This window comes from Brevibacillus sp. IT-7CA2 (assembly GCF_949767855.1).
Lineage (GTDB): Bacteria > Bacillota > Bacilli > Brevibacillales > Brevibacillaceae > Brevibacillus.
This window is the reverse complement of sequence record NZ_CATKQT010000001.1, coordinates 180,300-204,270: the sequence shown is the minus strand read 5'-3', so window position 1 is coordinate 204,270 and position 23,971 is coordinate 180,300. Positions and strand designations below refer to the sequence as shown.

23 protein-coding genes and 10 tRNA genes are annotated in these 23,971 nt (G+C 46.5%); 16 read left to right on the top strand and 17 right to left on the bottom strand.

All coding sequences use genetic code 11. The features are described from left to right. Nucleotides 1–5 precede the first annotated feature (5 nt). From ACM6JA_RS00975 to dnaA, 16 genes are all read right to left on the bottom strand, one after another. Nucleotides 6–80: transfer RNA gene (locus ACM6JA_RS00975), tRNA-Gln, on the bottom strand. Nucleotides 81–98: 18 nt separating this feature from the next. Beyond that, nucleotides 99–183: transfer RNA gene (locus ACM6JA_RS00970), tRNA-Tyr, on the bottom strand. A gap of 47 nt (nucleotides 184–230) precedes the next feature. Beyond that, nucleotides 231–306, bottom strand: a tRNA-Thr gene (locus tag ACM6JA_RS00965). Between the two features lie 14 nt (nucleotides 307–320). Next, nucleotides 321–396 (bottom strand) — tRNA-Phe (locus ACM6JA_RS00960). A gap of 35 nt (nucleotides 397–431) precedes the next feature. Continuing rightward, nucleotides 432–508: transfer RNA gene (locus tag ACM6JA_RS00955), tRNA-Asp, on the bottom strand. A gap of 25 nt (nucleotides 509–533) precedes the next feature. Beyond that, nucleotides 534–609, bottom strand: a tRNA-Val gene (locus tag ACM6JA_RS00950). A gap of 33 nt (nucleotides 610–642) precedes the next feature. After that, nucleotides 643–716: transfer RNA gene (locus ACM6JA_RS00945), tRNA-Glu, on the bottom strand. 7 nt (nucleotides 717–723) lie between these two features. Beyond that, nucleotides 724–799: transfer RNA gene (locus tag ACM6JA_RS00940), tRNA-Asn, on the bottom strand. Between the two features lie 17 nt (nucleotides 800–816). Further along, nucleotides 817–892: transfer RNA gene (locus ACM6JA_RS00935), tRNA-Ala, on the bottom strand. Nucleotides 893–937: 45 nt separating this feature from the next. Further along, nucleotides 938–1,014, bottom strand: a tRNA-Ile gene (locus ACM6JA_RS00930). A 218-nt stretch (nucleotides 1,015–1,232) separates the two neighbouring features. Continuing rightward, nucleotides 1,233–3,158 carry a DNA topoisomerase (ATP-hydrolyzing) subunit B gene (gene gyrB, locus ACM6JA_RS00925; RefSeq protein ID WP_007720116.1) on the bottom strand — a complete coding sequence of 642 codons (1,926 nt, stop codon included), beginning with the start codon at nucleotides 3,156–3,158 and terminating at the stop codon, nucleotides 1,233–1,235. Continuing rightward, on the bottom strand, nucleotides 3,158–3,445 hold the full coding sequence (gene remB / locus ACM6JA_RS00920; RefSeq protein ID WP_007720118.1) for an extracellular matrix regulator RemB: 288 nt from the start codon (nucleotides 3,443–3,445) through the stop codon (nucleotides 3,158–3,160). The genes gyrB and remB overlap by 1 nt, the downstream gene beginning before the upstream one ends. 11 nt (nucleotides 3,446–3,456) lie before the next feature. Then, complete coding sequence (recF, locus tag ACM6JA_RS00915; RefSeq protein WP_414850776.1) at nucleotides 3,457–4,575, bottom strand: DNA replication/repair protein RecF; 1,119 nt, start codon at nucleotides 4,573–4,575, stop codon at nucleotides 3,457–3,459. Nucleotides 4,576–4,591: 16 nt separating this feature from the next. Then, nucleotides 4,592–4,807: a S4 domain-containing protein YaaA gene (gene yaaA / locus ACM6JA_RS00910; protein WP_012683786.1), complete on the bottom strand. Its 216-nt coding sequence runs from the start codon at nucleotides 4,805–4,807 to the stop codon at nucleotides 4,592–4,594. 32 nt (nucleotides 4,808–4,839) lie between these two features. Next, nucleotides 4,840–5,979, bottom strand: coding sequence for a DNA polymerase III subunit beta (dnaN, locus tag ACM6JA_RS00905; RefSeq protein ID WP_414850775.1), 1,140 nt, complete (start codon nucleotides 5,977–5,979; stop codon nucleotides 4,840–4,842). A gap of 207 nt (nucleotides 5,980–6,186) precedes the next feature. Beyond that, a complete protein-coding gene (gene dnaA, locus ACM6JA_RS00900) occupies nucleotides 6,187–7,572 on the bottom strand; it encodes a chromosomal replication initiator protein DnaA (RefSeq protein ID WP_414850774.1) in 1,386 nt (461 codons plus the stop codon). Nucleotides 7,573–8,132: 560 nt separating this feature from the next. Between dnaA and rpmH the strand changes: the two genes are divergently transcribed. The 16 genes from rpmH to ACM6JA_RS00820 all read left to right on the top strand — a co-directional run bounded on the left by rpmH (nucleotide 8,133) and on the right by ACM6JA_RS00820 (nucleotide 23,235). After that, nucleotides 8,133–8,267: a 50S ribosomal protein L34 gene (rpmH, locus tag ACM6JA_RS00895; RefSeq protein ID WP_007720125.1), complete on the top strand. Its 135-nt coding sequence runs from the start codon at nucleotides 8,133–8,135 to the stop codon at nucleotides 8,265–8,267. Between the two features lie 161 nt (nucleotides 8,268–8,428). After that, nucleotides 8,429–9,397, top strand: coding sequence for a nucleotidyltransferase domain-containing protein (locus ACM6JA_RS00890; RefSeq protein WP_414850773.1), 969 nt, complete (start codon nucleotides 8,429–8,431; stop codon nucleotides 9,395–9,397). A gap of 141 nt (nucleotides 9,398–9,538) precedes the next feature. Then, the gene (gene rnpA / locus ACM6JA_RS00885) at nucleotides 9,539–9,919 is read left to right on the top strand and encodes a ribonuclease P protein component (protein WP_015894104.1); all 381 of its coding nucleotides are present in this window, start codon (nucleotides 9,539–9,541) and stop codon (nucleotides 9,917–9,919) included. Then, nucleotides 9,891–10,148: a membrane protein insertion efficiency factor YidD gene (yidD, locus tag ACM6JA_RS00880; protein ID WP_235617586.1), complete on the top strand. Its 258-nt coding sequence runs from the start codon at nucleotides 9,891–9,893 to the stop codon at nucleotides 10,146–10,148. The genes rnpA and yidD overlap by 29 nt, the downstream gene beginning before the upstream one ends. A 38-nt stretch (nucleotides 10,149–10,186) precedes the next feature. Continuing rightward, complete coding sequence (gene yidC, locus ACM6JA_RS00875; protein ID WP_007720130.1) at nucleotides 10,187–10,945, top strand: membrane protein insertase YidC; 759 nt, start codon at nucleotides 10,187–10,189, stop codon at nucleotides 10,943–10,945. Next, nucleotides 10,942–11,571 (top strand): RNA-binding cell elongation regulator Jag/EloR, encoded by a 630-nt coding sequence (jag, locus tag ACM6JA_RS00870; protein WP_007720132.1) that lies wholly within the window; start codon nucleotides 10,942–10,944, stop codon nucleotides 11,569–11,571. Before yidC ends, jag begins: the two co-directional genes overlap by 4 nt. A gap of 288 nt (nucleotides 11,572–11,859) precedes the next feature. Further along, entirely contained in the window at nucleotides 11,860–13,236 is a 1,377-nt protein-coding gene (gene mnmE, locus ACM6JA_RS00865; protein ID WP_007720133.1) for a tRNA uridine-5-carboxymethylaminomethyl(34) synthesis GTPase MnmE, read from the top strand. A gap of 16 nt (nucleotides 13,237–13,252) precedes the next feature. Continuing rightward, nucleotides 13,253–15,151, top strand: coding sequence for a tRNA uridine-5-carboxymethylaminomethyl(34) synthesis enzyme MnmG (gene mnmG / locus ACM6JA_RS00860; RefSeq protein WP_414850772.1), 1,899 nt, complete (start codon nucleotides 13,253–13,255; stop codon nucleotides 15,149–15,151). 11 nt (nucleotides 15,152–15,162) lie between these two features. Then, nucleotides 15,163–15,879, top strand: a complete 717-nt coding sequence (gene rsmG, locus ACM6JA_RS00855; RefSeq protein ID WP_414850771.1) for a 16S rRNA (guanine(527)-N(7))-methyltransferase RsmG — start codon at nucleotides 15,163–15,165, stop codon at nucleotides 15,877–15,879. A 212-nt stretch (nucleotides 15,880–16,091) separates the two neighbouring features. After that, nucleotides 16,092–16,655: an MgtC/SapB family protein gene (locus ACM6JA_RS00850; protein ID WP_414850770.1), complete on the top strand. Its 564-nt coding sequence runs from the start codon at nucleotides 16,092–16,094 to the stop codon at nucleotides 16,653–16,655. Between the two features lie 636 nt (nucleotides 16,656–17,291). Then, the gene (noc, locus tag ACM6JA_RS00845) at nucleotides 17,292–18,146 is read left to right on the top strand and encodes a nucleoid occlusion protein (protein ID WP_414850769.1); all 855 of its coding nucleotides are present in this window, start codon (nucleotides 17,292–17,294) and stop codon (nucleotides 18,144–18,146) included. A gap of 507 nt (nucleotides 18,147–18,653) precedes the next feature. Continuing rightward, a complete protein-coding gene (locus ACM6JA_RS00840; RefSeq protein WP_015894094.1) occupies nucleotides 18,654–19,412 on the top strand; it encodes a ParA family protein in 759 nt (252 codons plus the stop codon). Further along, entirely contained in the window at nucleotides 19,409–20,254 is an 846-nt protein-coding gene (locus tag ACM6JA_RS00835; RefSeq protein ID WP_173620358.1) for a ParB/RepB/Spo0J family partition protein, read from the top strand. Before ACM6JA_RS00840 ends, ACM6JA_RS00835 begins: the two co-directional genes overlap by 4 nt. Nucleotides 20,255–20,269: 15 nt before the next feature. Next, complete coding sequence (locus tag ACM6JA_RS00830) at nucleotides 20,270–21,424, top strand: aminotransferase class V-fold PLP-dependent enzyme (RefSeq protein ID WP_414850768.1); 1,155 nt, start codon at nucleotides 20,270–20,272, stop codon at nucleotides 21,422–21,424. Between the two features lie 30 nt (nucleotides 21,425–21,454). Further along, nucleotides 21,455–22,168 (top strand): DUF554 domain-containing protein, encoded by a 714-nt coding sequence (locus tag ACM6JA_RS00825; RefSeq protein WP_414850767.1) that lies wholly within the window; start codon nucleotides 21,455–21,457, stop codon nucleotides 22,166–22,168. A gap of 167 nt (nucleotides 22,169–22,335) precedes the next feature. Beyond that, nucleotides 22,336–23,235: a diacylglycerol/lipid kinase family protein gene (locus ACM6JA_RS00820; RefSeq protein ID WP_414850766.1), complete on the top strand. Its 900-nt coding sequence runs from the start codon at nucleotides 22,336–22,338 to the stop codon at nucleotides 23,233–23,235. 90 nt (nucleotides 23,236–23,325) lie between these two features. Here the strand turns inward: ACM6JA_RS00820 and yyaC are convergent, their stop codons facing one another. Next, nucleotides 23,326–23,931, bottom strand: a complete 606-nt coding sequence (yyaC, locus tag ACM6JA_RS00815) for a spore protease YyaC (protein ID WP_414850765.1) — start codon at nucleotides 23,929–23,931, stop codon at nucleotides 23,326–23,328. Nucleotides 23,932–23,971: the final 40 nt, after the last annotated feature.

Sequence of the window (23,971 nt, the reverse complement as noted above, 5' to 3'; positions counted from 1 at the left end):
AAAAATGGCTGGGGTACTAGGATTTGAACCTAGGAATGACGGAGTCAAAGTCCGTTGCCTTACCGCTTGGCTATACCCCAATAGCCATGAAGTAAAGATGGTGGGGAGAGACGGATTCGAACCGCCGAACCCGGAGGGAGCAGATTTACAGTCTGCCGTGTTTAGCCACTTCACTATCTCCCCAAGCTTGTCCTTCAAAAGCAAGCGTTATTCAACTTTCAAAGAAAAAGTGGTGCCGGCAATAGGACTTGAACCCACAACCCCCTGATTACAAGTCAGGTGCTCTACCAATTGAGCTATACCGGCATGTTTTGTATAAATGGTGGCTCGGGACGGAATCGAACCGCCGACACGAGGATTTTCAGTCCTCTGCTCTACCGACTGAGCTACCGAGCCTCAAGCGTAATTGTTTCGCCATCGCTTGAGAAAAATGGCGGAGCTGACGGGACTCGAACCCGCGACCTCCGGTGTGACAGACCGGCGTGAACTCCAACTTCACCACAGCTCCATGTAAAACATTCAATTGTTAAAAATGGTGGAGGCTGACGGGATCGAACCGCCGACCCTCTGCTTGTAAGGCAGATGCTCTCCCAGCTGAGCTAAGCCTCCAGGACCCCCGCGCTTGCAGGGCGTTTTGCTAGGTGACCCGTAGGGGATTCGAACCCCTGTATGACAGCGTGAAAGGCTGCTGTGTTAAACCGCTTCACCAACGGGCCATTTCAATGGCTCCTCGGGACGGACTCGAACCGCCGACCGATCGGTTAACAGCCGATTGCTCTACCAACTGAGCTACCGAGGAATAATCGTATTTTAGAATGGTGGAGCTGAACGGGATCGAACCGATGACCTCCTGCTTGCAAGGCAGGCGCTCTCCCAACTGAGCTACAGCCCCATTCTAGCGCTTTCATGACACAGGTTGTCATATCAGCTATGTAAGTGGTGGGCCTAGGCTGACTCGAACAGCCGACCTCACGCTTATCAGGCGTGCGCTCTAACCAACTGAGCTATAGGCCCATAATTATTTCCGGAACTTAAATCTAGCATACTTTTTAATTCATTGCAATAGAATTTTTGTATTTTTTTATTGCGTGGGTGAACTTTTTCTGTGAAACGAACTTAACAAAAGCACAATCTATTATAAGTCATGTCCATACTATATTTCAAATGTGTTTTTATATTTTCATTAAGAAAAAAGCTTGCCCGGTAAAGGACAAGCTTTTCTTCGTTCCAACTTAAATATCAAGATCGCGTACGTTTGCCGCGTATTGCTCAATAAACTCCCTGCGAGGCTCTACTTCGTCTCCCATCAGTGTCTCAAACACCATATCGGCATCCATAGCATCCTCGAGATCTACCTGAAGCAGTGTTCGAACTTCTGGGTCCATCGTAGTCTCCCACAATTGATCTGCGTTCATCTCACCTAGTCCTTTATAGCGTTGGACGTTAGGCTTCGGTTGAGCCTTCAAGGTAGCGAGTACCTGATCACGCTGCTTGTCGGTATAAGCATAATGCAACGTCTTCCCTTGCTTGATGCTGAAAAGAGGCGGCTGCGCAATATAAATATACCCCGCTTCAATCAACTGTTTCATGTAGCGGAAGAAGAACGTCAGCAGAAGCGTACGAATATGCGATCCGTCAACGTCGGCGTCCGTCATAATGACGACTTTGTGGTAGCGTGCCTTTGAAATATCAAAGTCTTCGCCAACACCCGTTCCCAAAGCCGTAATAATGGCACGGATCTCGTTATTCCCGAGAATTTTGTCCAGACGTGCTTTTTCTACGTTCAATACCTTCCCGCGAAGAGGAAGAATGGCTTGGAAATGACGATCGCGTCCCATCTTCGCAGAACCGCCCGCAGAGTCACCCTCTACAATGAACAGTTCAGATTCGGATGCGTCCTTGGAAGAGCAGTCCGCCAGTTTACCCGGCAAAGCACTTACTTCCAGCGCACTCTTGCGACGAGTCATTTCACGTGCTTTACGAGCTGCCTCACGGGCACGAGATGCCATGAGCGCTTTTTCCACAACTTTTTTGGCTACACCCGGGTTTTCTTCCATGAAGGTGTTAAAACGATCACCGAAGACAGACTCGGTAATGCTACGCGCTTCCGAGTTGCCCAGCTTGGTTTTTGTTTGTCCTTCGAACTGAGGCTCTTGAATTTTTACGGAGATAATCGCAGTAATGCCTTCGCGCACATCGTCCCCGGAAAGATTCGGATCCTTTTCCTTCAGGAAGTTAAACTTGCGGCTATAGTCGTTGATAACACGTGTAAGAGCTGTTTTAAATCCGGTTTCGTGGGTACCACCCTCATGCGTGTTGATGTTATTGGCAAAAGAGTAGATGTTGCTCACATAGCTGTCGTTGTACTGAAGGGCAACCTCCACGACAAGACCTTCTTTTTCTCCTTCGCAATAAATCACATCGTCATGCAGGGCTTCCCGGTTTTTATTCAAGTATTCTACGAACTGGATGATACCGCCCTCGTAGTGGAAGGATTCTTCCTTCTCATGATCTGGACGCGCATCTTTCAGCGTGATGCGCAATCCTTTGTTCAGGAACGCCAGCTCGCGAATACGTTTTTGCAAAATCTCGTATTCAAATACCGTTGTTTCGGTAAAAATAGTCGGGTCGGGCTTGAAGGTAACTTTTGTTCCCGTCTCTTCGGTCTCGCCCACAACAGCAAGATCGGCATCCGGTGCGCCTACTTTAAAGCGCATGTAGTATACCTGATTATTTTGTTTAACCTCGACTTCCATCCATTCGGATAGCGCGTTCACTACCGAGCTACCTACCCCGTGAAGACCGCCGGACACTTTGTATCCGCCACCGCCGAATTTACCACCGGCGTGCAATACAGTCAAAACGGTTTCAACAGTAGATTTTCCGGTCTTTTCATGAATGCCAGTCGGGATTCCTCGACCGTTATCGGTTACAGATACGGAGTTGTCTGGATGAATGACCACCAAGATCTCGTCGCAATAACCAGCCAGCGCCTCGTCAATGGCATTGTCGACAATTTCCCATACCAGGTGATGCAAACCTCGGCTGCTGGTCGACCCGATGTACATGCCGGGACGTTTCCGAACTGCCTCTAACCCTTCCAGTACCTGAATCTGACTCGCATCGTAGTTTGTATCTTTCGTCGTCACTTGATCCACTACTCTGTCAACTCCTCCACTTCAGCTTGTACAAAGGGAAACTGATCCAAGCTGTCCACGAACTGAGCGCGTCGCTTCAGCGTCAGAGAAGAAATAGGTGAACAGTAAATGGCGTTCTGGGTGATTACATAAGACTTCGTTTCTTCCTCGCTATGGTCAACAACCGTCTTACTTTTTTCGAGTAAGAACGCTTTATTGATTTTTGAGGATTTCACAGTCTGATGGTCAAGAATGGAAATGACTTCCTTTGTGCTCACCACAGTATCTCCACCAATGTGAATAAACATCCCTGTACCCCCTACCTTTCTCCGGAGATTTTCCCTTCCCTCACGTAAAAACGAGAGGCTTGCTGGAGAACCTGATGCTTTAAGCCTTCCACACCTGTGGTACTTACAAACGTCTGTACTCGATCCTGAATGGTTTCGAGCAGCAATGTTTGCCGATGTTCATCCAACTCTGACAAGACATCATCCAACAACAGAACGGGATATTCTCCCACCTCTTCTTTAATCAGCTCAATTTCGGCTAATTTAATGGACAGCGCACTGGTACGTTGCTGTCCCTGGGAACCATACGTTTGCACGTCCATGTTGTTCACTTTAAGTGAAAAATCATCACGGTGTGGCCCAATAAGGGTGCTCCCCCGCATGATTTCCCGGTCGCGAACCTCTTCGTAGGCAGCAAGCATTTTATCTACAGCCTGATCTATCGTCATCTCTTCTGTAACGGGAGATGAGTTAACGTAATGCAAAGAAAGTCTTTCCCTGCCATCGGTAATGCCGGTGTGGATTTCCTGTGCCCACGTCTCCAGCTTCCGAATGAACTCAAAACGCTTCCGTAACAATTTTACCGCTAAATCGGCTAATTGGGTATTCCAAATTGCCAGCATTTCCAGCGAGTTACTTTTTTTCATGGCCAAATCCTTTAAAAGCTGATTTCGCTGGGCCAGCACTTTGTTGTAATTGCTCAAATAATAAAGATACGTAGGTGAAACCTGACCGATTTCCATATCGATGAAGCGTCTGCGCTGGGCAGGTGCGCCTTTGACAATGGAAAGATCCTCGGGTGCAAACATGACGACATTCAATGCCCCCACATAGGCGCTCAGCTTCTGCTGTTCCATTCCGTTGATTTTGGCCCGCTTTCCCTTGGTTGTCAACTGCAGCTCTAAACGAACAGAACCGTAGCGACGAAGAACATCGCTACGGATCGTGGCATAATCGGCATCCCAGGAAATAAGCTCCTTGTCGCGGGGCGTTCGGTGGGATTTGGCGAGTGCCAAAACATAGATCGATTCGAGAGCATTCGTTTTCCCTTGAGCGTTGTTGCCAATAAACAACTGGATGGGACCGTCAAACGACAGGGACATCGTATCGTAGTTGCGATAATTGGTTAGCGACAGGTTCTTGAGAAACAAGAATCACGCTCTCCTCTCAGGGGCGTACCACTTGATAGCGACCATAGCCTTCAATCGCCACTTCATCGCCAGGATATAGCTTGCGTCCACGTCTGTTGTCCAGCTCTCCATTGATCTGGATCGGAACCTCAGCCAAAAAAGCTTTGGCCATTCCCCCCGTGTCAATGATTTCAGCCAACTTCAAAAATTGGCCGAGAGCAATATAGTCTGTGCTAATGGAAACCTCACGCATGGCTTGGCTCCTTTCTTTTACGTAAAAACATTTTAGTACGTACGAACCGGCAAAATCAGATGGAGCATCCAGTCATGATCGGTCGGACGAATCACAAATGGACTCATCGGGCCGCTGAAGCTCGCTTTGATTTCCGCGCTATCGATTGCACGCAGCGCATCGATCATGTATTTGGCGTTGAAGGAAATTTTCAATTCTTCGCCATTCATTGCTTTTGGCATCAAAATGTCCGTTACTTTCCCGATCTCAGGTGCATTAGACGTAATTTCGACGGTTCCATCAGGCAATGTAACGAGCTTGACTACGTTCGATTTGCCTTCGCGGCTCAACAAGGAAGCACGCTCGATGGATTGCAAAAACTCCTTGGTGCTAACGGTGATCTCCGTTTTGCTTCCTTGTGGAATAATTCTGGTCGTGTCCGGATAGGTTCCTTCCAAGAGACGGGAATAGAACAGGATATGCTTGGACTTCACCAAAATTTGATTGTCCGCAACAACGATATCCGCGAGATTTTGGTCGTCATCTAATATTTTTACCAATTCATTGCAGCTTTTACCCGGAACAACCACGTTATGGAAAGAAAGATCCTCTGGGCATTCGACCATTGCGGTACGGCTAGCCAAGCGATGGCTGTCAGTTGCCACAAAACGCAATTTGCCTTGATCAAGCGACCACATCAAACCGGTCAAGATCGGACGCATTTCGGAAGTAGAGACACCAAAAACAGTCTGGCGAATCATTGCCTTCAGTAAATCACAGGGAACACTGAAGACTTTATCTTCTTCCAGATGCGGTAGCTGTGGATATTCATTGGCATCCATTCCGTTAATGGTGAACTCAGCTTGTCCGGAGCGAATTTGGGTTACGAGACGATCATCAACTTGAATATCGATTTCATTGCTTGGCAGCTTGCGCACGATTTCGCTGAAAATACGTGCAGTCAACACAATGCTACCAGGCTGATGTACGGTTACTCCCCATTCTCCGGCTTCTTCCAGCGGGATCTGAACTTCAATAGACACATCAGAATCGCTTGCTGTCAGTGTCAAACCTTCATCATCAGTTTTGATTTTAATCCCGGTCAAAATTGGAATCGTAGTTCTACTAGAAACAGCTTTGCTAACATGCGATACGGCGTTCGACAGCTTTTCACGCTGAACGGTAATATGCATCGACGTGAGCCTCCCTCTCCGGCGCCATTATTTTTGGTTGGAATGTGCATAATGGCTGCGCCTTTATCATAACTTATTAGGATAAATCTTTTTAACAGAAGTAGTAATAGGGCCTGTGGATTTGTGGATATGTGGACTCAACACGTAAAAGAGAGCCTATACACATGTGGGTAAGTTGTGTATAGGCTTTTTGCGTTATGCACAGGTTTAATGGTTTGCTTTTAACTTTTCAATGAGCGACTGAATGGTTGTTTGCATATGAGGGTCATTTGCCAGTGCACGAGAGATTTTCTCATGGGCATGGATGACTGTCGTATGGTCACGGCCGCCAAATTCATCACCGATTTTCGGCAAGGAGGCATCCGTCAGCTCTCTGGAGAGATACATCGCAATCTGACGTGGGAAAGCGACGGTTTTTGTCCGTTTTTTCGCCTTGAAATCTTCTAGTTTCAGGCTGAACGCTTCTCCGACCGTTCGTTGGATGTCGATAATGGTAATCACGCGCGGGCGGGAGGAAGGAATAATGTCTTTCAATGCTTCCGCTGCCAGCTGCGTGTCGATATCGCGATTAATCAAGGAGGAGTAGGCAACGACACGAATCAATGCGCCTTCCAGCTCGCGGATGTTGCTGTCGATCTGGTTGGCGATGTACGCCATTACCTCATTAGGGATATCGAGATTTTCTGCTTTCGCCTTTTTACGCAAAATCGCAATCCGCGTTTCGAGGTCTGGCGGCTGAATATCAGTAATCAGTCCCCATTCGAAGCGTGAGCGGAGGCGATCCTCCAGTGTCGGGATCTCCTTAGGAGGTCGATCGGAGGAGATGATGATTTGTTTGCTTTCTTCATGCAAGGCATTGAACGTATGGAAAAACTCTTCTTGTGTCGATTCTTTGCCTGCCAAAAACTGAATGTCATCAATTAAAAGAACGTCAACACTCCGGTATTTATTGCGGAATTCGACGGCTTTGTTGTCACGAATAGAGTTGATGAATTCATTGGTGAATTTCTCAGATGACAAATAGACCACTTTCGCCGATGGGTTGTGTTGAATGACATAATGGCCAATTGCATGCATTAAGTGAGTTTTGCCAAGTCCGACTCCTCCATAAATGAAGAGGGGATTGTAAGCTTTCGCAGGAGCTTCAGCAACCGCAAGCGATGCGGCGTGAGCGAATCGATTCCCTGAGCCGATGACAAACGTGTCAAAGGTGTATTTGGGATTTAAGATACTGGGTGGCTGGTCATCCGCGACTGTTGGCGGTTCGCTCATTTTCACCCGTGGGGCAGGTTGTTCGTCGGCAAAAGCCCCATCAGGATTTTGCATCGCGACGAACTTTACTTTCATATTGATACCCGTCACTTCATATAGTGTATCGGTAATCAGTTGTGCGTACCTGGTTTCTAGCCAATCACGAGCAAAGTCGTTTGGTGCGACGACGATCAGTGCATCCTCTTCTAATGTAGTTGCCTTTGTCGCCTTCAGCCAGGTATCAAAACTGGGTTTGCTTAGCGATTTTTCTATCTTGGCAAGTACTTTGCGCCATAGTTCGCTAATCGCTGCATCCAACCAGAATCCCTCCCTCTGGACCATCCGAAAAATTGATGAAGCACCGATCCATAATGATCGAGAAAAAGTGCAAAAACCTGCTATGTTGTGACCTAATTGTCAACACAGCCGTTTGAAGCGACTGTGGATAAAAAAAGTCGAAATATAGGGATTCCGCTCGTAGAAGTGAAAAAAAGCAGACGGTTATCCTCAATCCTGTGAGTAACGACATACACATAGGAAAGAATCTGTCCACAAACTTATCCACACCCTGTGGAAAAACCGATTTACGTATCGGAGTTATTCACGCTTCAAAACAAAAACATAATAACAGATATAAAGCGTGGTATCAATGGTTTTTTCATACTTATCCACAAACACAACTTCTGGTACTCGCCACATATTCACATCCCTATATTTTGTGTACAAGCTGTAGATAAACTTGTCGAAACTTGTTTTTGTGGATAAAATGATATCCACAGGTCTGGGAAATAGTTTTATGGGGATATTTGCCTTGGTAATGAAATTCCACTGTCACTTGACTTTTTAGGCATATGTTCTTATAATGCAAAAGAATGTCTTTGCAAGACGGAGGTGTATACGTAATGAAACCATCTTTCAATCCTAACAACCGCAAGCGCAAAAAGGATCATGGATTCCGTAAGCGCATGAGCACGAAAAATGGCCGTAAAATTTTGGCTGCTCGTCGTCAAAGAGGTAGAAAAGTTCTTTCCGCTTAGGCCACACTTTCAGTGGCCTTTTTGTTTGTCTATATGTGTCTGAAAATTCTTTGTTCTTATAAAAAGAGGAAGGCTTTCTCCGATGTGGAAACCTTTTGAGGAATAATCGTTACTTAGCTACCGAAAATCCTACTATTTATTGAAGAGACAGGAGGAGGCCGATGGAGCAAAGCAAGGAGGTAACCGACTTTTTTGTATCGTTGGCACGCGAGTTCCTTGATGAATGGCCTCTAGCCAGCTTGGTATGTGCCTATGCTGGTGGATCTGTCGGGAGGGGAGAAGCGGACGCATACAGCGACCTCGATTTACACATCTTTGTGGAGGGAGAAAGAGATCCTTCCTGCGAAAATCGTCTGTTTAAAGGGCATGTGATACAACTGCAGGTCCAATCTGCTCCTACAGATGAAGAAGTATACGAGAATCCGTGGGCTTGGCGTTACTTAAAGGAAGCAAAGGTTGTTCTGGACCCAGAGGATCGTTTCACTTCCTGGATGTATGACATGTGTGCCTATATGGATTCCCCGGCTGGAAAAGCGAAAATGTTCGCACAGGCAAAAGCGGAGGTAGATTCGTTCCACAAAGAGGCGCAGGCTGCCTTAATGGAAGGCTTTCCATACTCCGCTTATTTGGCTGCATGGGCAGGATGGATCGGGGCGCTGCAAATGAGTGCCGTTTTCCAGGGGCATTCATTGAGTGATGCACAGTTGTATCAGTTGGTTCAGAAAGCAAGACGTTTGGATGGTATGGATGGCTTTTTTCAGGAGACATACCGGAGTAATCAAGATGTACAGGATACACTCATGCTATTGGCGGACTATCGAGCTCATCTACGGTTAATAAATGAGGGGATCGAGTTTGCGCTGGCCGCTGAAAATGATTGGTTAGTTAAGAGGAAGGTTCAGAGATTGCAGGAGAGAAATCAGCTTGATATGGCCAGGTTTTTATTATTTTCAGAGGCAATCTGGTTATATCATAGCGTCGATTCTGATGAATGGCTGGAGAATCATTGGGCGGATCTGCCTGCCAAGATTTCCTTGTCCCTTCCAAAATTGGGATTTTTCCAAGCGGATGATCAATTGCTCTCTGACTTGCGCCATGCCAGTGCAGAAATCATCGCAGAAGTTGGCTGATAGCCTATATTTTTTCGCTGAATTTTTGATTTTGTTCTAAACCGAGTATACTTAGGGGAAAAAAGTGGACGAAACAAGGATATACTGGTAGATGCTGTGTACGTTTTCTACTATAATTGTGATGTTAGGGGTTGTTTACCTTTGCATCGTTCACACCGGCTCAAAAAAAATGAGCAATTCCAAGCTGTGTTTCAACGAGGAAGTTCTGCTGCTAATAAGCAGTTTGTCTTGTATTCAGCAAAGCAAGAGGGACAAGCGGCTTTTCGCGCTGGAATTTCCGTCAGTAAAAAAATTGGCAATGCTGTTGTCCGCAATAGAGTCAAGCGGCTTATACGCGAAGCAGTAGCTCGAATGGAGTCTGATATTCCAGTCGGTCTCGATCTCGTCATCATCGCCCGTCCGGGTGTGGAAGCGATGACGCTTGAAGCCATTGAGCAATCTCTGTTACATGTGATGAAGCGAGCCAAAGTGATCAAACAGGCACCCGTACATAATGGAAAAAGAGATGGAAAAAGAGGGTGAAACGATGATGGTGAAGATCATGGTTTGGTTGATTCGGGGATACCAACTGATGATTTCTCCGTATAAACCACCTTCATGCAGATTTGCGCCCACCTGTTCTCACTACGCCATCGAGTCGATTCGTCGATTTGGAGCGTGGAGGGGAGGCTGGTTGGCCCTTCGTCGCATCTTGAAATGCCATCCGTTCCACCCGGGCGGGTATGATCCAGTCCCGGATCAGCACAAATAAGATTACCTCAATTGAAGCGGGGAAAAGGAGGATCACCCTTGAGTAGACGTACACTCAGCATTCTTATGCTGACTATGCTGGTTCTAGTTTTGTCGGGCTGTAACCCCCAAGCTGCTGCACCAATTGGCCCTGACGCAACCGGCATTTGGGACAAGTATTTTGTCTATCCACTGTCCTGGCTAATTAAAGAGAGCGCATTGATACTCGGAAACAACTACGGTCTGGGTATCCTGGTTGCAACGATCATCATTCGAATCATTGTGCTTCCATTGATGGTCAAGCAAATCAAGAGCTCCAAGAAAATGCAAGAGATTCAACCGGAGATGCAAAAGATCCGTGACAAGTACAAAAATGATCCACAAAAGGCGCAAGCGGAAACAATGGCTATGTTCCAGAAGAGCGGTGTCAATCCGTTGGCTGGATGCTTGCCAATGTTGGTACAAATGCCGATTTTGATCGCTTTCTACCATGCGATCATCCGTACGACCGAAATTAACTCACAAACATTCTTGTGGTTGACGTTGGGAGAAAAAGACCCGTACTACATCTTGCCAATCATTGCTGCGATTACGACGTACCTGCAGTCCAAGATGATGGGTCAAGCAAATCAAGGAAATCCACAAATGCAAATGATGATCATCATGATGCCGCTGATGATTTTGGCGATTGCCGTCACATTGCCATCAGCGCTGTCTCTGTACTGGGTATACGGTAACCTGTTTACCATTGTACAAACTTACTTCCTGTATCGTGATAAAGGTAATATGCCTACTCCTAAGGGGGGAGCCTCCAAGTGAAAAAGGTGGTAGCTACGGCAAAAACGATCGACGATGCTGTGCAAAAAGCTTTGCTGGAATTGGGAGTGCCGCGTGAGCGGGCAACGATCCAAGTTCTAGAGGAACCAAGCAGAGGATTGTTTGGACTGATTGGGGCAAAGGACGCTAAAGTGCAAGTAGAATTTCACTTTGATCCGGTTGCACAGGGACGTGACTTTCTTCAAGACGTTTTGTCGAACATGAAGGTGAATGCCAAAGTGGAGACGCGTACAAATGAAGAGGGCATGCTGTTTGACATCCAGGGAACCAATCTGGGAATCATTATTGGCCGCAGGGGGCAAACTCTTGATTCATTACAGTATCTCGTAAACGTCGTAGCGAACCGTCATGCGGACAAACATGTACGTATCACTCTGGATGCCGAAAATTACAGGCTGCGTCGCAAGGAAACATTGGAGCAGCTCGCAGATCGTGTGGCGAAAAAAGCGTTATCGACCAAACGGGATGTACGTCTGGAACCAATGTCTGCTGCTGAACGGAAAGTAATCCACGCCTTCTTGCAAAAGAGAGCGGATGTGGTTACCTTCAGTGAAGGAGACGAGCCAAATCGTTATATCGTGATTGCACCGAAAGAAGCCTCTCGTTAGGCTTCTTTTTTTTGCCTGAATTTAAGTGAGCAAGCGACGACATTTTGAACAATCTCTTCAAAAAGTTGTCCACTGTGGATAATTGACCAAATGGTTGAGGATTTGCGAAAATGATTATACTGTGGATAACCAAAATGGACAGCAACCTTGGAGAAAGGGTTGCTATTTCCTATTGGGTGTTTAGCCAGATGGATTGGCTGCACTTTCTTTTGGAATTTTTCTAGACGATCTGTTATGCTAGTAAGTTAGTGGCTGACTTGTAAGAGTGGAAAGCTTGAGGTGAACAGCATGAAATTCGATACAATAGCGGCGGTCGCAACACCGATGGGTGAAGGCGGTATTGCCGTGATCCGAGTAAGCGGTACGGAAGCGATCGAAGTTGTGGATAAGATATATAAAGGAAAGCAGCGGTTGTCCACTGTGGACAGCCATACGATCCATTATGGGCATTTGTATGAGCCAAACACAGGTGAACGAGTGGAAGAGGTACTGGTTTCCGTAATGAAGGCTCCCCGTACATTTACGAGGGAGGATGTAGTTGAGGTAAACTGTCACGGAGGAATCGTTTCCGTTGAAAAGGTTCTGGAGTTAATCTTGGATAACGGAGCAAGATTGGCGGAGCCAGGGGAGTTCACAAAGCGTGCGTTCTTAAACGGACGTGTCGATTTGTCTCAGGCTGAGGCCGTCATTGATTTGATCCGGGCGAAAACAGACAGAGCGATGAAGGTCGCATTGAATCAAGTAGAAGGGAAGCTGTCCAGGCTCATTCGGCAGCTGCGCCAAAACTTGATTGAAGCGATGGCCCATATAGAAGTAACACTGGACTATCCAGAGCATGACGTTGAGGAGTTTACGCAAAATTTCTTGCGAGGAAAGTGCCTGGAGGTTAAAAGTGAAATACAACGCCTGTTGCAGACCGCACAGCAAGGGAAAATTTTGCGTGAAGGCTTGTCGACTGCGATCATTGGACGTCCGAATGTAGGGAAATCCTCTCTATTAAATAGTCTGGTCCAAGAGGAAAAGGCAATTGTGACTGACGTTGCGGGAACGACACGCGATGTCATCGAAGAGTATGTCAATGTGCGCGGGGTTCCTTTGCGCCTCATCGATACCGCAGGAATTCGCGATACAGAGGACATCGTGGAGAAAATCGGGGTAGAGAAGTCCAGACAGTTGCTGCAAAAGGCTGACCTCGTGTTGCTCGTGATCAACTACAACGAGCCTCTCTCCGCTGATGATTACGCGATTTTTGAAGCGGCAAAAGGGTTCCATGTTATTGTGATTATTAATAAATTCGACCTGCCGCAAAAAGTGGATTTGGAAGAGATCAAGCGTCATTTCCCTCAGCAGCCGTTGATTATGACGTCTGCGCGTGAGGAGACGGGGATCGATCTTCTGGAGCAGGCTATTGGGGAGATTTTCTTCAGTGGCCGTGTGCAGCAGGATGACCTGACCTACGTGAGTAACGCCAGACATATTCAACTGCTTCGTCAGGCAGAACGAGCCATAGATGAAGCGCTGGGTGGAATCGATGATTTGATGCCAGTAGACATGATTCAGATCGACATTAAAAAGTCGTGGGAGCTGCTTGGAGAAGTCATCGGAGAAAGCGTCGGCGAAGATTTGATTGATCAGATTTTCTCCCAGTTCTGTCTGGGTAAGTGATAGAGGAGGACAAAAAATGAACGTTGTACCTGCATATGAAGCGGGCTCGTTTGACGTAATTGTCATTGGTGCGGGTCATGCCGGTGCGGAAGCGGCTTTGGCGGCTGCACGCATGGGCTGCAGTACATTGCTGTTGACGATCAACCTGGATGCTGTGGCGTACATGCCATGTAATCCTTCCGTAGGTGGTCCGGCAAAAGGCCACGTCGTACGCGAATTGGACGCACTTGGTGGAGAAATGGGACGCAATACCGATAAAACCCATATCCAAATGCGGATGCTGAATACAGGTAAAGGACCTGCTGTGCATGCCTTGCGCGCGCAAGCAGACAAATTTGCGTATCAGCATGAAATGAAGAAAACGATTGAAAATACCCCGAATTTGATCCTGCGTCAAGCGATGGTGGAAGAGCTGATCGTGAACGATGGAGTCTGTGAAGGGGTTATCACGCAAACTGGGGCGCGATACATGGCCAAATCCGTTGTATTGACGACCGGAACCTATTTGCGCGGAAAGATCATCCTCGGAGATCTCCAATACGAAAGTGGACCGAACAACATGCGTCCGTCCATTCGTCTGGCACATCATTTGAAGGAACTCGGTTTTGAAATGACACGATTCAAGACGGGGACCCCTCCACGTGTTCATAGCAGCAGTGTGGATTTCTCCAAAATGGAGATTCAGCCTGGTGATCCGATACCGCGCGCTTTTTCTTATGAAACAACGGAATTTATTATGGACCAGCTTCCTTGCTGGCTGACATATACAAATGAAGAAACACATGGACTCATCAATAGCAATCTGCATCGTGCACCTATGTATTCGGGAATGATCGAAGGAACAGGCCCGCGTTATTGCCCTTCAATTGAAGATAAGGTAGTTCGTTTTAACGATAAACCGCGTCACCAAATTTTCTTGGAGCCAGAAGGACGCAATACCGAAGAAATGTATGTACAGGGCTTGTCGACCAGCTTGCCGGAGGATGTTCAGCTTTCCATGCTGCGCTCCATGGCTGGAATGGAAGAAGTCAAAATGATGCGCCCTGGCTATGCGATTGAGTATGATTCGATCGTGCCGACGCAGCTCTGGCCTTCTTTGGAAACCAAAACCTTGCCTGGCTTGTTCACAGCAGGACAAATTAATGGTACCTCTGGCTATGAAGAAGCAGCGGGTCAAGGTCTCATGGCAGGGATTAACGCAGCACGCCGCGTTCAAGAGAAACCACCAGTTATTTTGGGGCGAGAAGAGGCGTACATCGGTGTCTTGATTGACGACCTTGTTACTAAAGGAACGCATGAGCCTTATCGTTTGCTTACTTCTCGTGCAGAATATCGCTTATTGTTGCGTCATGACAATGCGGACTTGCGCCTGACGGATATCGGCCGCGAAATTGGTCTGATTAGCGAAGAGCGCTACAATCGATTTAATCAAAAACGCGAGCTGATCGAGCAAGAAAAAGAACGTGTGGCAAACACGCGCGTACGTCCTGAAATGGCACATGTCCAAGAGGTTTTGCGCAACGCAGGCTCTCCTGAGCTGACAGATGTCATCGAGCTGGCTCAATTGCTGCGTCGTCCGGAAATCAACTACAGCCACATTGCTCAAATGGTCCCTGCACCAGAAGCACTGCCAGAGGATGTGACCGAACAGGTTGAAATCCAGATTAAATACGATGGCTACATCAAAAAGTCATTGCAACAAGTAGAGCGGATGAAAAAAATGGAGGAGCGCCGCATCCCAACGAATATTGACTACCACCAAATCTCCGGTTTGTCCAAGGAATCCCGTGACAATATGACCAAAATTCGTCCGTTGAATATCGGGCAGGCGGCTCGTATCGCAGGAGTTACTCCAGCAGACATTTCCGTGTTGATGGTATATCTGGAGTACAAACGCGTGGGAGTAGCCGAGTAAGGAGAAGAGCTATGACGAAAGAACAGTTTGCCGAGGTACTTGCAGCCCAGGGGATTTCTTTGACGGATCGTCAGAAGGAGCAGTTTGATCATTTTTTCCGCCTGCTGGTGGAATGGAATGAGAAGATGAACCTGACCGGGATTACCGAAGAGGGGCAAGTGTACAACAAGCATTTTTATGATTCGATTACGCCGGCTTTTTACTTCCCATTTGACCAGGTGCAATCAGTGGTAGATATCGGTGGGGGAGCTGGCTTTCCGAGCATTCCTTTGAAAATTTGCTTCCCACATCTGAAAATGACGATCATTGATTCCTTGAACAAGCGTATGAGCTTTTTACAGCATGTAGCACAGGAACTGGGTCTGGAGAACGTGAATCCGGTACATGGGCGTGCTGAGGATCGTGGGCAAGAAGCGGTTTATCGGGAGAAATTTGATCTCGTAGTGGCACGTGCTGTTGCGAGACTCAATCTGTTATCGGAGTTCTGCCTTCCTTTTGCCAAAGTCGGAGGACACTTCGTCGCTCTCAAGGGAGCAGAGATTACTCCAGAGCTTGCTGAAGCGAAAAAGGCAATCAAGACGCTCGGTGGAAAGACGAGAAAGGTCGAGACATTTCAGCTTCTAGAGGAAGCGGGAGAGCGTAACATCGTCATCATGGAAAAAACAGAAGCGACACCGAAAAGCTATCCGCGCAAGGCAGGAGTTCCTGCGAAAAAGCCGTTAGTGTAGGAGTCAGTCATAAGAGAGGGTCGTAGCTATGTGCTGCGGCCTTTTTTTCGTATTGAAAGTTTAAGTGAAACTGTCCGTTCCTGATGAAATGGAAAGTATGCCTCAAATTAGTCTCTCAGGTTTGCTTCTTGGATCATGGAGTCTACAACTCGGCATATACATAGTACTAGCTCCTTCGAAAGAGTGACATCGTGTGAGAGGGTGATTAGACTATGCAAGCAGCAGTACTTTCCTCCTTTTTCCCGCCAGAACTCCCGACCATATTGCTTCGGCTTTTTCTTGCTTTTCTAGCAGGTGCCATCATGGGATGGGAGCGAGAGAGATTTATAAAGGATGTGAGTAGGCAAAGAGGCGCTGGTTTTCGAACGTATAGTCTCGTTTGCTTTGATTCATGTCTTTTTGGACTAGCTTCCATTTACGGTTTTTCTTCGAGCGGCATAAATCATGATCCGGGGAGGGTAGCTGCACAAGTCGTGACGGGCATGGGATTTTTGGGAGCCGGAGCCATTATTAAATTCAATGGTTCGGTGAAAGGCTTGACGACGGCAGCAGGGATGTGGGTTGCTTCAGCCATTGGTCTGATGTTCAGTGCAGGGATGTATGTCGCTGCGATTGTTGCCGCAATTTTTTCGTACCTGACGTTAGACTTTCATAGACTTTTTCCTCGATTGTTTTCTGTCACCAAGATTTCACATCCTACTGATGAGAGCATTGGAAGTGATGAGAGGCCAAAGCACCGTGACGATCACGATCTTTATGCCGAAGATCACGATTGATGTTTCACGTGAAACGTTTTTCGTTAGCAGGAATTGGACGAATCTTGCAGAATTACATATATATAAATGAACCTGAAGAAAGCGTGTAGGGAAAGAAGATTAGGTCAAAGGCAATTTTACAAACCGACCGGATGGGCAAGAAGAGTCTGTTAAGCAGTATGTACTATAGGGCTTGTGAAGCTTTTTTTTAGTAGATGCATGCTGATCTTTAACGATGTAAGAGGAGGACCTATGTAAAAAGAGTAGGACTGGACTCACTTACGACGCCTATATGCCATTTTTCCTTAGCAGCAACAATCAAAGAACATATTCATCTGTCATATCCGGACAATGGATGGGCGAGGGATACAAAATGTTTCGAGGGAGATTCTGTCGTTGATTGGACAGGACCTTTTTCAGTTTCTAGGACGTATTCAAAAAGTTGTCTTTTCAGCACCAAGAAGGCGGCGAGGAGCTGAAGAAGGAAGAGCTGAATGTAGGGGAGCTACATGAGCACCGGGATTTCGAAGGTGAACGCTTGTTTCGTTGTTGCGCAATCTTTCAGGATTACTTCGTGATCAAAAATGACTTTTTGAACACCTCTTCAAAGACTTTAAAATAGCACGGATGGAACGGGTAGAAGTGGGGGATTTTTCTATGGCAGTTAAAGATTCATTTTCTCGGATTTTTGGCTTGACGGACAAGACAGATAACGAAGAAATCAAACAAATACCAGTTGAGGACATTGTACCGAATCCATATCAACCTCGTACTGTATTTGATGACGAGAAAATTGATGAGTTGTGTCAAACGATACGAACTCATGGGCTCATTCAACCGATTGTCGTGCGGGTTCGCGATGGTCGTTATGAATTGATTGCTGGGGAACGACGTTTGCGTGCAACTAAAAAATTGGGCATGGAGAGGATTCCTGCGATTGTCAAAGAGTTTAATGACTCGCAAACAGCCTCTATCGCATTGATTGAGAATTTGCAACGAGAAGGTTTGACAGCCATTGAAGAGGCAGTCGCATATCAAAAGCTGATTGATTTGCACAATTTGACGCAAGAGAGTCTTGCTCAACGTTTGGGCAAAGGACAATCGACAATCGCAAACAAATTGCGCTTGCTCCATTTACCGCGAGAAATTCAAGATGCATTGTTGTCCAGACAAGTAACAGAGCGTCATGCAAGGGCTCTGATTCCGTTAAAAGATCCAGAATTACAAAATAAGGTCCTGCTGGAGATCTTGGAGCGGGAATGGAATGTGAAACAGACGGAAGTGCGCGTGAAGCAGCTTCTAGAATTGGCTGAGAACCCTAAATCGGAAAAAGATGCGAAGCCTCGCTGGAAAGCATTTTCAAGAGATACGCGGATTGCAATTAATACAGTTCGACAATCGATCGATATGGTGATCCAGACAGGCCTACCTGTAGAGACAGCGGAAGAAGATCATGATGAATTCTATCAATTCACCATTCGTATTCCGAAAAACAAGGAAACAGGGAAATAAATGTGATGGTAACAAAAATGGCGACAAGGTCGCCTTTCTTTTTGGGCAAATGCTGATTATTTATAGGAAAATGAGACTTTCGGCAGTATTTAATTTCCAGAAATATGCATTTTCCGTAAAAAAGCTAGGAAAATCGGCATTTTCGGGACAAAAATCAGGCTTTTGTGTCTCACTCTCTAAAAAAAACAGCGTACGACTAAGCTGCAAATCTGATAACATGGAGAGTACCAACCTGTGCATACTTGCAGGTTTACTCGATAATAAATGAGGATAACTTTGCAGAGATTTTTTCGTCTTATCATGTACAGGCCATGTAAAGGTTACTGAATGGCAGCGAACGAAGGAAATTGTATAAAAGATCATCGTTTTACAAGAATACGAGCAAATCGTAAATAGACTCGAATGACTAACTAGATGAGGATACAGAAGATGATTTTGAAAGACGTACTGGAGAGTGTACTGGTCAAGCCACAAGCTTTCCTACACGACAAAAAAGAGGTGGAGAAGTTGGGAAAAATCATTGCGGTTGCGAACCAGAAAGGCGGCGTCGGGAAAACGACTACGTCCGTCAATCTAAGTGCATGTTTGGCCGCATTGGGGAAAAAGGTGCTACTGGTTGATATTGATCCACAAGGAAATGCAACCAGTGGGATCGGGGTAAATAAGGCAGATGTTAAGTACTGCATTTATGATGTCCTGATCAATGATATCAACCCCGTCGATGCGACTTTGCCAACTGAAATTGAAGGATTAATGATCATTCCTGCCACCATTCAATTGGCAGGTGCGGAAATCGAGTTGGTTCCTACGATTTCTCGTGAGGTTCGTCTGAAAAAGGCGCTGGAAGTAGTCAAAGACAAGTACGATTACGTCATCATCGATTGCCCGCCATCCTTAGGAATTTTGACCGTTAATTCCTTAACAGCATCTGATTCCGTCTTAATTCCAATCCAGTGTGAATACTATGCGTTAGAGGGATTAAGCCAACTGTTGAACACCATTCGTTTGGTCCAAAAACATTTGAATTCACAGCTTGCTATCGAAGGTGTCGTGCTGACGATGCTCGATGCACGTACGAATCTCGGTTTACAAGTGATTGAAGAAGTGAAAAAGTATTTTCAGGACAAAGTATACAAGACAATTATTCCTCGAAATGTTCGCTTGAGTGAAGCACCGTCACACGGACAAGCCATCATTACGTACGATCCACGCTCACGAGGAGCGGAAGTCTATACTGATTTGGCGAAGGAAGTGGTAGGGGTATGAGTAGAGGATTGGGAAAAGGGCTGAATGCGCTTATTACTTCCAATCTCATCGAAGAAGGGGAACAGGTAAAAGAGGTTTCCATCAATGAGATTCGTCCTAACCCTTATCAGCCCCGGAAAGAATTCGAACAATCAGCTATCGAGGAACTAGCACAGTCGATCAAAGAGCATGGGATCATCCAACCGCTCATTGTTCGGAAAAGCATCAAAGGCTATGAGCTGGTAGCTGGGGAAAGACGATTGCGTGCTGCAAAAGTAGCGGGGTTAAAAGAGGTTCCGGTAGTAGTAAAGGCGTACACAGATCAGCAATTAATGGAGATTGCCCTGATTGAAAACTTGCAACGGGAAAATCTGAATCCACTCGAAGAGGCTGAGGCTTATGACAAGCTGATTTCTCACCATGATTATACGCAAGAACAGCTTGCACAAAAGATAGGGAAGAGTCGACCGCATGTAGCCAACATGCTGCGTTTGCTGCAACTGCCAGAGAAGATCCGAAAAATGGTCTCGGCAGCCGAACTATCCATGGGACATTCGCGTGCTTTGCTTGGGGTAACGGATAAGAAAGTACAACAACAGCTTGCAAATGACGTGGTGGAAAAAGGATTGAGTGTTCGTCAGCTGGAAGAGCTTGTGAAGCAGCTCAATGTTTCACGTGAAACAAAAAAGAAAAAGCTAGCGAAAAATGAGCCAGTTTTGATCGAGATGGAGGAACGGCTACGCAGTCGTTTTGGAACATCGGTCAAGATTAAAAAAGGATCGAAGCGCGGCAAGATCGAAATTGACTTCTATTCACAGGAAGACTTGGAACGAATCATCGAAATGTTGAATATAGAGAAGTAAGTCCAGGAGGTAGTCATGGCGATCATCTATTTGGATAACGCAGCTTCTACATGGCCGAAGCCACCAGCAGTCAAAGAAATGATGGCGGAGGTCATCGAGGATTTTGCTGCAAATCCTGGCCGAGGTGGACATGCACTGGCGATGAAAGCGAGTAAAGCTGTGTTTCGGACACGGGTGCAAGTGTCGCGGTTGTTTGGGATTCAAAACCCGAATAACCTCTTTTTTTATCTCAATGCTACTCAAGCGCTTAATCAGGCCATAAAAGGATTCTTACAAGCAGGCGATCATGTTATTTCTTCGTCTGTTGAGCATAATTCGGTAAGACGTCCCATTGAGTACATGCGCAAAAACAACCAAGTAGAAGCTACTTTTGTCGAGCCGAGAGAAGACCATCAATTCTATGTAGAGGATTTTGCCAAGGCAATTACGCCCGCGACGCGGTTAATCGTTGTGAGTCATGCCTCCAATCTGACAGGTGTCATCCTGCCTGTAGCCGAACTGGGGAAACTGACAAAAGAGCACGGAATTACGTTTTTGGTGGATGCTTCTCAGTCTGCTGGTGTTTTGCCTATCGATGTAGAGGCAATGAATATTGATATGCTTGCTTTTCCTGGGCACAAAGGGCTGTATGGTCCACAAGGTACAGGTGGTTTGTACGTGAGTAGTGATATTGATCTTGAGCCCTTGATTCATGGGGGGACAGGCAGTCAGTCTGAAGCGATCGATCAACCGACAACTCGTCCAGACAGATACGAAAGCGGGACACTCAATACGGTTGGTTTGGCAGGTCTGCAAGCAGGCGTTGATTTTGTCATGGAAAAAGGTGTGGATAACATTCGTCAGCACGAATGGGAACTGGTGAAGCAAACGATCCTTGGATTGCAGCAGATCGAGGGGGTACATGTCTACGGACCGGGGGTTGAGACCGAACGTGTAGGCGTGGTTGCTTTTAATATCGGAGAGGTAGATGCAGCGGAGGTGTCGTTTATCCTAGATCAACAATACGGGATTGCGACCAGATCGGGTTTTCATTGCACGCCACTGGGTCACCAGACTGCCGGTACCGAACAACGTGGAGCGGTTCGAGCCAGCTTTGGAATTTTCAACTCAGAGAAAGATGTAGAAGCGCTTCATAACGCTGTTCGGGAAATAGCAGCAGCGTTTGTGTAAGGGTAAGGCATCTGTAGGGGGACAGCGCAAGTGATCTTGCTGGGAACATTGGTCAACGCCGGAGCAATCATCTTAGGGGCATTGTTAGGCAGAATGTTGAAGCGAATTCCGGAGTCGATGCGACAAACCGTCATGCAAGGAATTGCTCTGGCCGTATTCGTATTGGGCATTAAAATGTGCCTGGGTTCGGATAACTTTTTACTCGTGATTATCAGTATTGTGCTAGGAACAGTACTAGGTGAATGGATTGGGATTGAAAAAGGCCTAAACAATCTGGGGCACTGGCTGGAGAGAAAAGTTGGGGGTAGCCAAGGCAGTATCGCCACTGGTTTTATCACGACGACGCTGGTGTACTGTATTGGAGCTATGGCTGTACTGGGTGCGTTGGACAGTGGTTTGCGTAACAACCATGAAGTACTATTTATGAAAGCATTGCTAGACGGATTCTCTGCGATCATTTTCACATCGACGCTAGGAATTGGTGTCATCTTTTCGGCAGTGCCCGTGTTTTTATATCAAGGCATGATTGCGTTATTATCTACGAGTATTTACAGTGTGGTGAGCGAAACGATGCTGGATGCGATCCTGGTAGAAGTAACAGCGGTAGGTGGCTTGATGATTATTGCTATTGGGTTAAACATTTTGGAGATCAAACAGATAAGGGTAGCCAACATGATGCCAGCATTAGTGATCGCAGCAGTCGGAGTTCCCTTTATAGATTGGATTTCAAAGCTGTTTTCATAGTTAGCACAGAGGCTCTTCCTTCGGGAGGAGTCTCTTTTTATGAAAAATCAACTATCATCGATAAAAATAGCATGCGATAATATGATACAAAAACTTGATTTGCGAGCAAGTATGGATAAGTGGGACGGGACAGTACAGAACGACAGCATGTTGGGGAGAGAATGATTATGTTGGGTGTAATCGTCAATCCTGTATCGGGCAATGGCACAGGGTTGAAAGTATGGAGGCAAATTGAGCCGACGCTACGACGTCTAGGAGCGCCTTTTCATGTCAGGTTGACATCAGGAGAGGGGGACGCCGAAAAATTATCAAAAGAGCTGATCCAAAAAGAGGGAGTAAATAAAATCATTGCTGTCGGAGGGGATGGAACTGTCCGAGGCGTGATAAACGGGATATACGAATCGAATCAAGATTGTCGATTTGGAATGGTACCGGCTGGTTCCGGGAATGATTTCGCTCGCGGACATGGAATTCCGATGAAACCGTTACAGGCATTAGAGCGAATTCTGTCGGAAAAAGGGGAAAAGCGAATCGATCTGATTTTATTGAATGGAAAAGTAGCTGTGAATTCAATCGGGGCCGGATTCGATGCACAGGTAGCAAAGATAACGGATCAAGCTGTGTACAAAGCTTGGCTGAATCGGTACCAGCTAGGAGCACTCGCCTACATTATATCGGTGATTCGCGTCGTATGTACGTATCAGCCACGTGACATCGTACTGAATGTTGATGGTCATGAGGTTCGTTTAGAGGCTGTCTGGCTAGTTGTCGCTGCCAATATTCCGAATTACGGAGGCGGAATGCTAATCTGTCCCGATGCTATACCGGACGATGGCATTGCGGACATTTGCGTAGTAAGTGGTATGAGTCGACTCGGATTGTTAGCTGCTTTTCCGAAAATATTCACAGGAGCTCACCGTCATCATCCGGGAGTCCGTTTTTATAGGGGCAAACAGGTAACGTTACAAGCAGCAGGACATCTGCCTGTCCATGCAGATGGAGAAAGCGTAGCGCCAACGCCGATCAGTGCTCAAGTGATCGAAAAGCGCCTGACGATTTTTGTATAAAAAAAATAGACCTGTCATCCGTTGAGGGAGAGAACAGATCGAAAAACAAGTTTTCCAAAGAGGGATGGAACCTTTTGCAGGGAAAAACGGTCAATCATATAAGACACTATCGAATCGACTAGGCGTAGAAGCCAGTGTTACGGCTTTTGCCAGTCCGGAAGCTATGATATCTGCCATGTTCATGACGATGGAGAGGCGGGTATTTTGAAGGACAAAATACTCCATGAATCCTCCTACGTTGACAATCCCGGTAATGTGGAAGGAACCAACAGGAGGCAGCTCTTTTTTTACACCAGCTCCTGGTTTTAGTGGACCATTAATTACATTGATGTTTCCGACGTGGCTAAATTGACCTAAACAGGCATCGACTGCAATGAGTGTAGCTGTCGGATGATTCGCATGGATGAGTTCTAATTTTTCCTTAAGATTCATGGCGTGTACAGGGTCCTCAAGCGTTCCGTACACTTGCAAAAAACGAGGTGACTGTGCGATGAGCTTGGTTCCTACTAATGGGCCTAGAGCATCACCAGTAGAACGGTCTGTCCCAATACATACAATGACAAGGTCGTCATCGAACCGATTTAAGCGAAAGCGCTGTGCAAGGTGACCGGCGAGATTCTCGTCTGCGTTTTCACTGCGGTATTCCACTTTAAAAGGTGGCAAAGAATAATCCTTGCGATTATCGGATGTACTCATGGAAACCCCCACTCTTGCCGACTTGGCTTAAACCAACCTG

Coding starts and splice junctions, on each gene's coding strand:
- remB (WP_007720118.1), bottom strand. CDS start 3,445: ATGTTTATTCACATTGGTGGAGATACTGTGGTGAGCACAAAGGAAGTC.
- yaaA (WP_012683786.1), bottom strand. CDS start 4,807: ATGCGTGAGGTTTCCATTAGCACAGACTATATTGCTCTCGGCCAATTT.
- dnaN (WP_414850775.1), bottom strand. CDS start 5,979: ATGCATATTACCGTTCAGCGTGAAAAGCTGTCGAACGCCGTATCGCAT.
- dnaA (WP_414850774.1), bottom strand. CDS start 7,572: ATGGTCCAGAGGGAGGGATTCTGGTTGGATGCAGCGATTAGCGAACTA.
- rpmH (WP_007720125.1), top strand. CDS start 8,133: ATGAAACCATCTTTCAATCCTAACAACCGCAAGCGCAAAAAGGATCAT.
- ACM6JA_RS00890 (WP_414850773.1), top strand. CDS start 8,429: ATGGAGCAAAGCAAGGAGGTAACCGACTTTTTTGTATCGTTGGCACGC.
- yidD (WP_235617586.1), top strand. CDS start 9,891: ATGGAAAAAGAGATGGAAAAAGAGGGTGAAACGATGATGGTGAAGATC.
- mnmE (WP_007720133.1), top strand. CDS start 11,860: ATGAAATTCGATACAATAGCGGCGGTCGCAACACCGATGGGTGAAGGC.
- mnmG (WP_414850772.1), top strand. CDS start 13,253: ATGAACGTTGTACCTGCATATGAAGCGGGCTCGTTTGACGTAATTGTC.
- rsmG (WP_414850771.1), top strand. CDS start 15,163: ATGACGAAAGAACAGTTTGCCGAGGTACTTGCAGCCCAGGGGATTTCT.
- ACM6JA_RS00850 (WP_414850770.1), top strand. CDS start 16,092: ATGCAAGCAGCAGTACTTTCCTCCTTTTTCCCGCCAGAACTCCCGACC.
- noc (WP_414850769.1), top strand. CDS start 17,292: ATGGCAGTTAAAGATTCATTTTCTCGGATTTTTGGCTTGACGGACAAG.
- ACM6JA_RS00835 (WP_173620358.1), top strand. CDS start 19,409: ATGAGTAGAGGATTGGGAAAAGGGCTGAATGCGCTTATTACTTCCAAT.
- ACM6JA_RS00830 (WP_414850768.1), top strand. CDS start 20,270: ATGGCGATCATCTATTTGGATAACGCAGCTTCTACATGGCCGAAGCCA.
- ACM6JA_RS00820 (WP_414850766.1), top strand. CDS start 22,336: ATGTTGGGTGTAATCGTCAATCCTGTATCGGGCAATGGCACAGGGTTG.
- yyaC (WP_414850765.1), bottom strand. CDS start 23,931: ATGAGTACATCCGATAATCGCAAGGATTATTCTTTGCCACCTTTTAAA.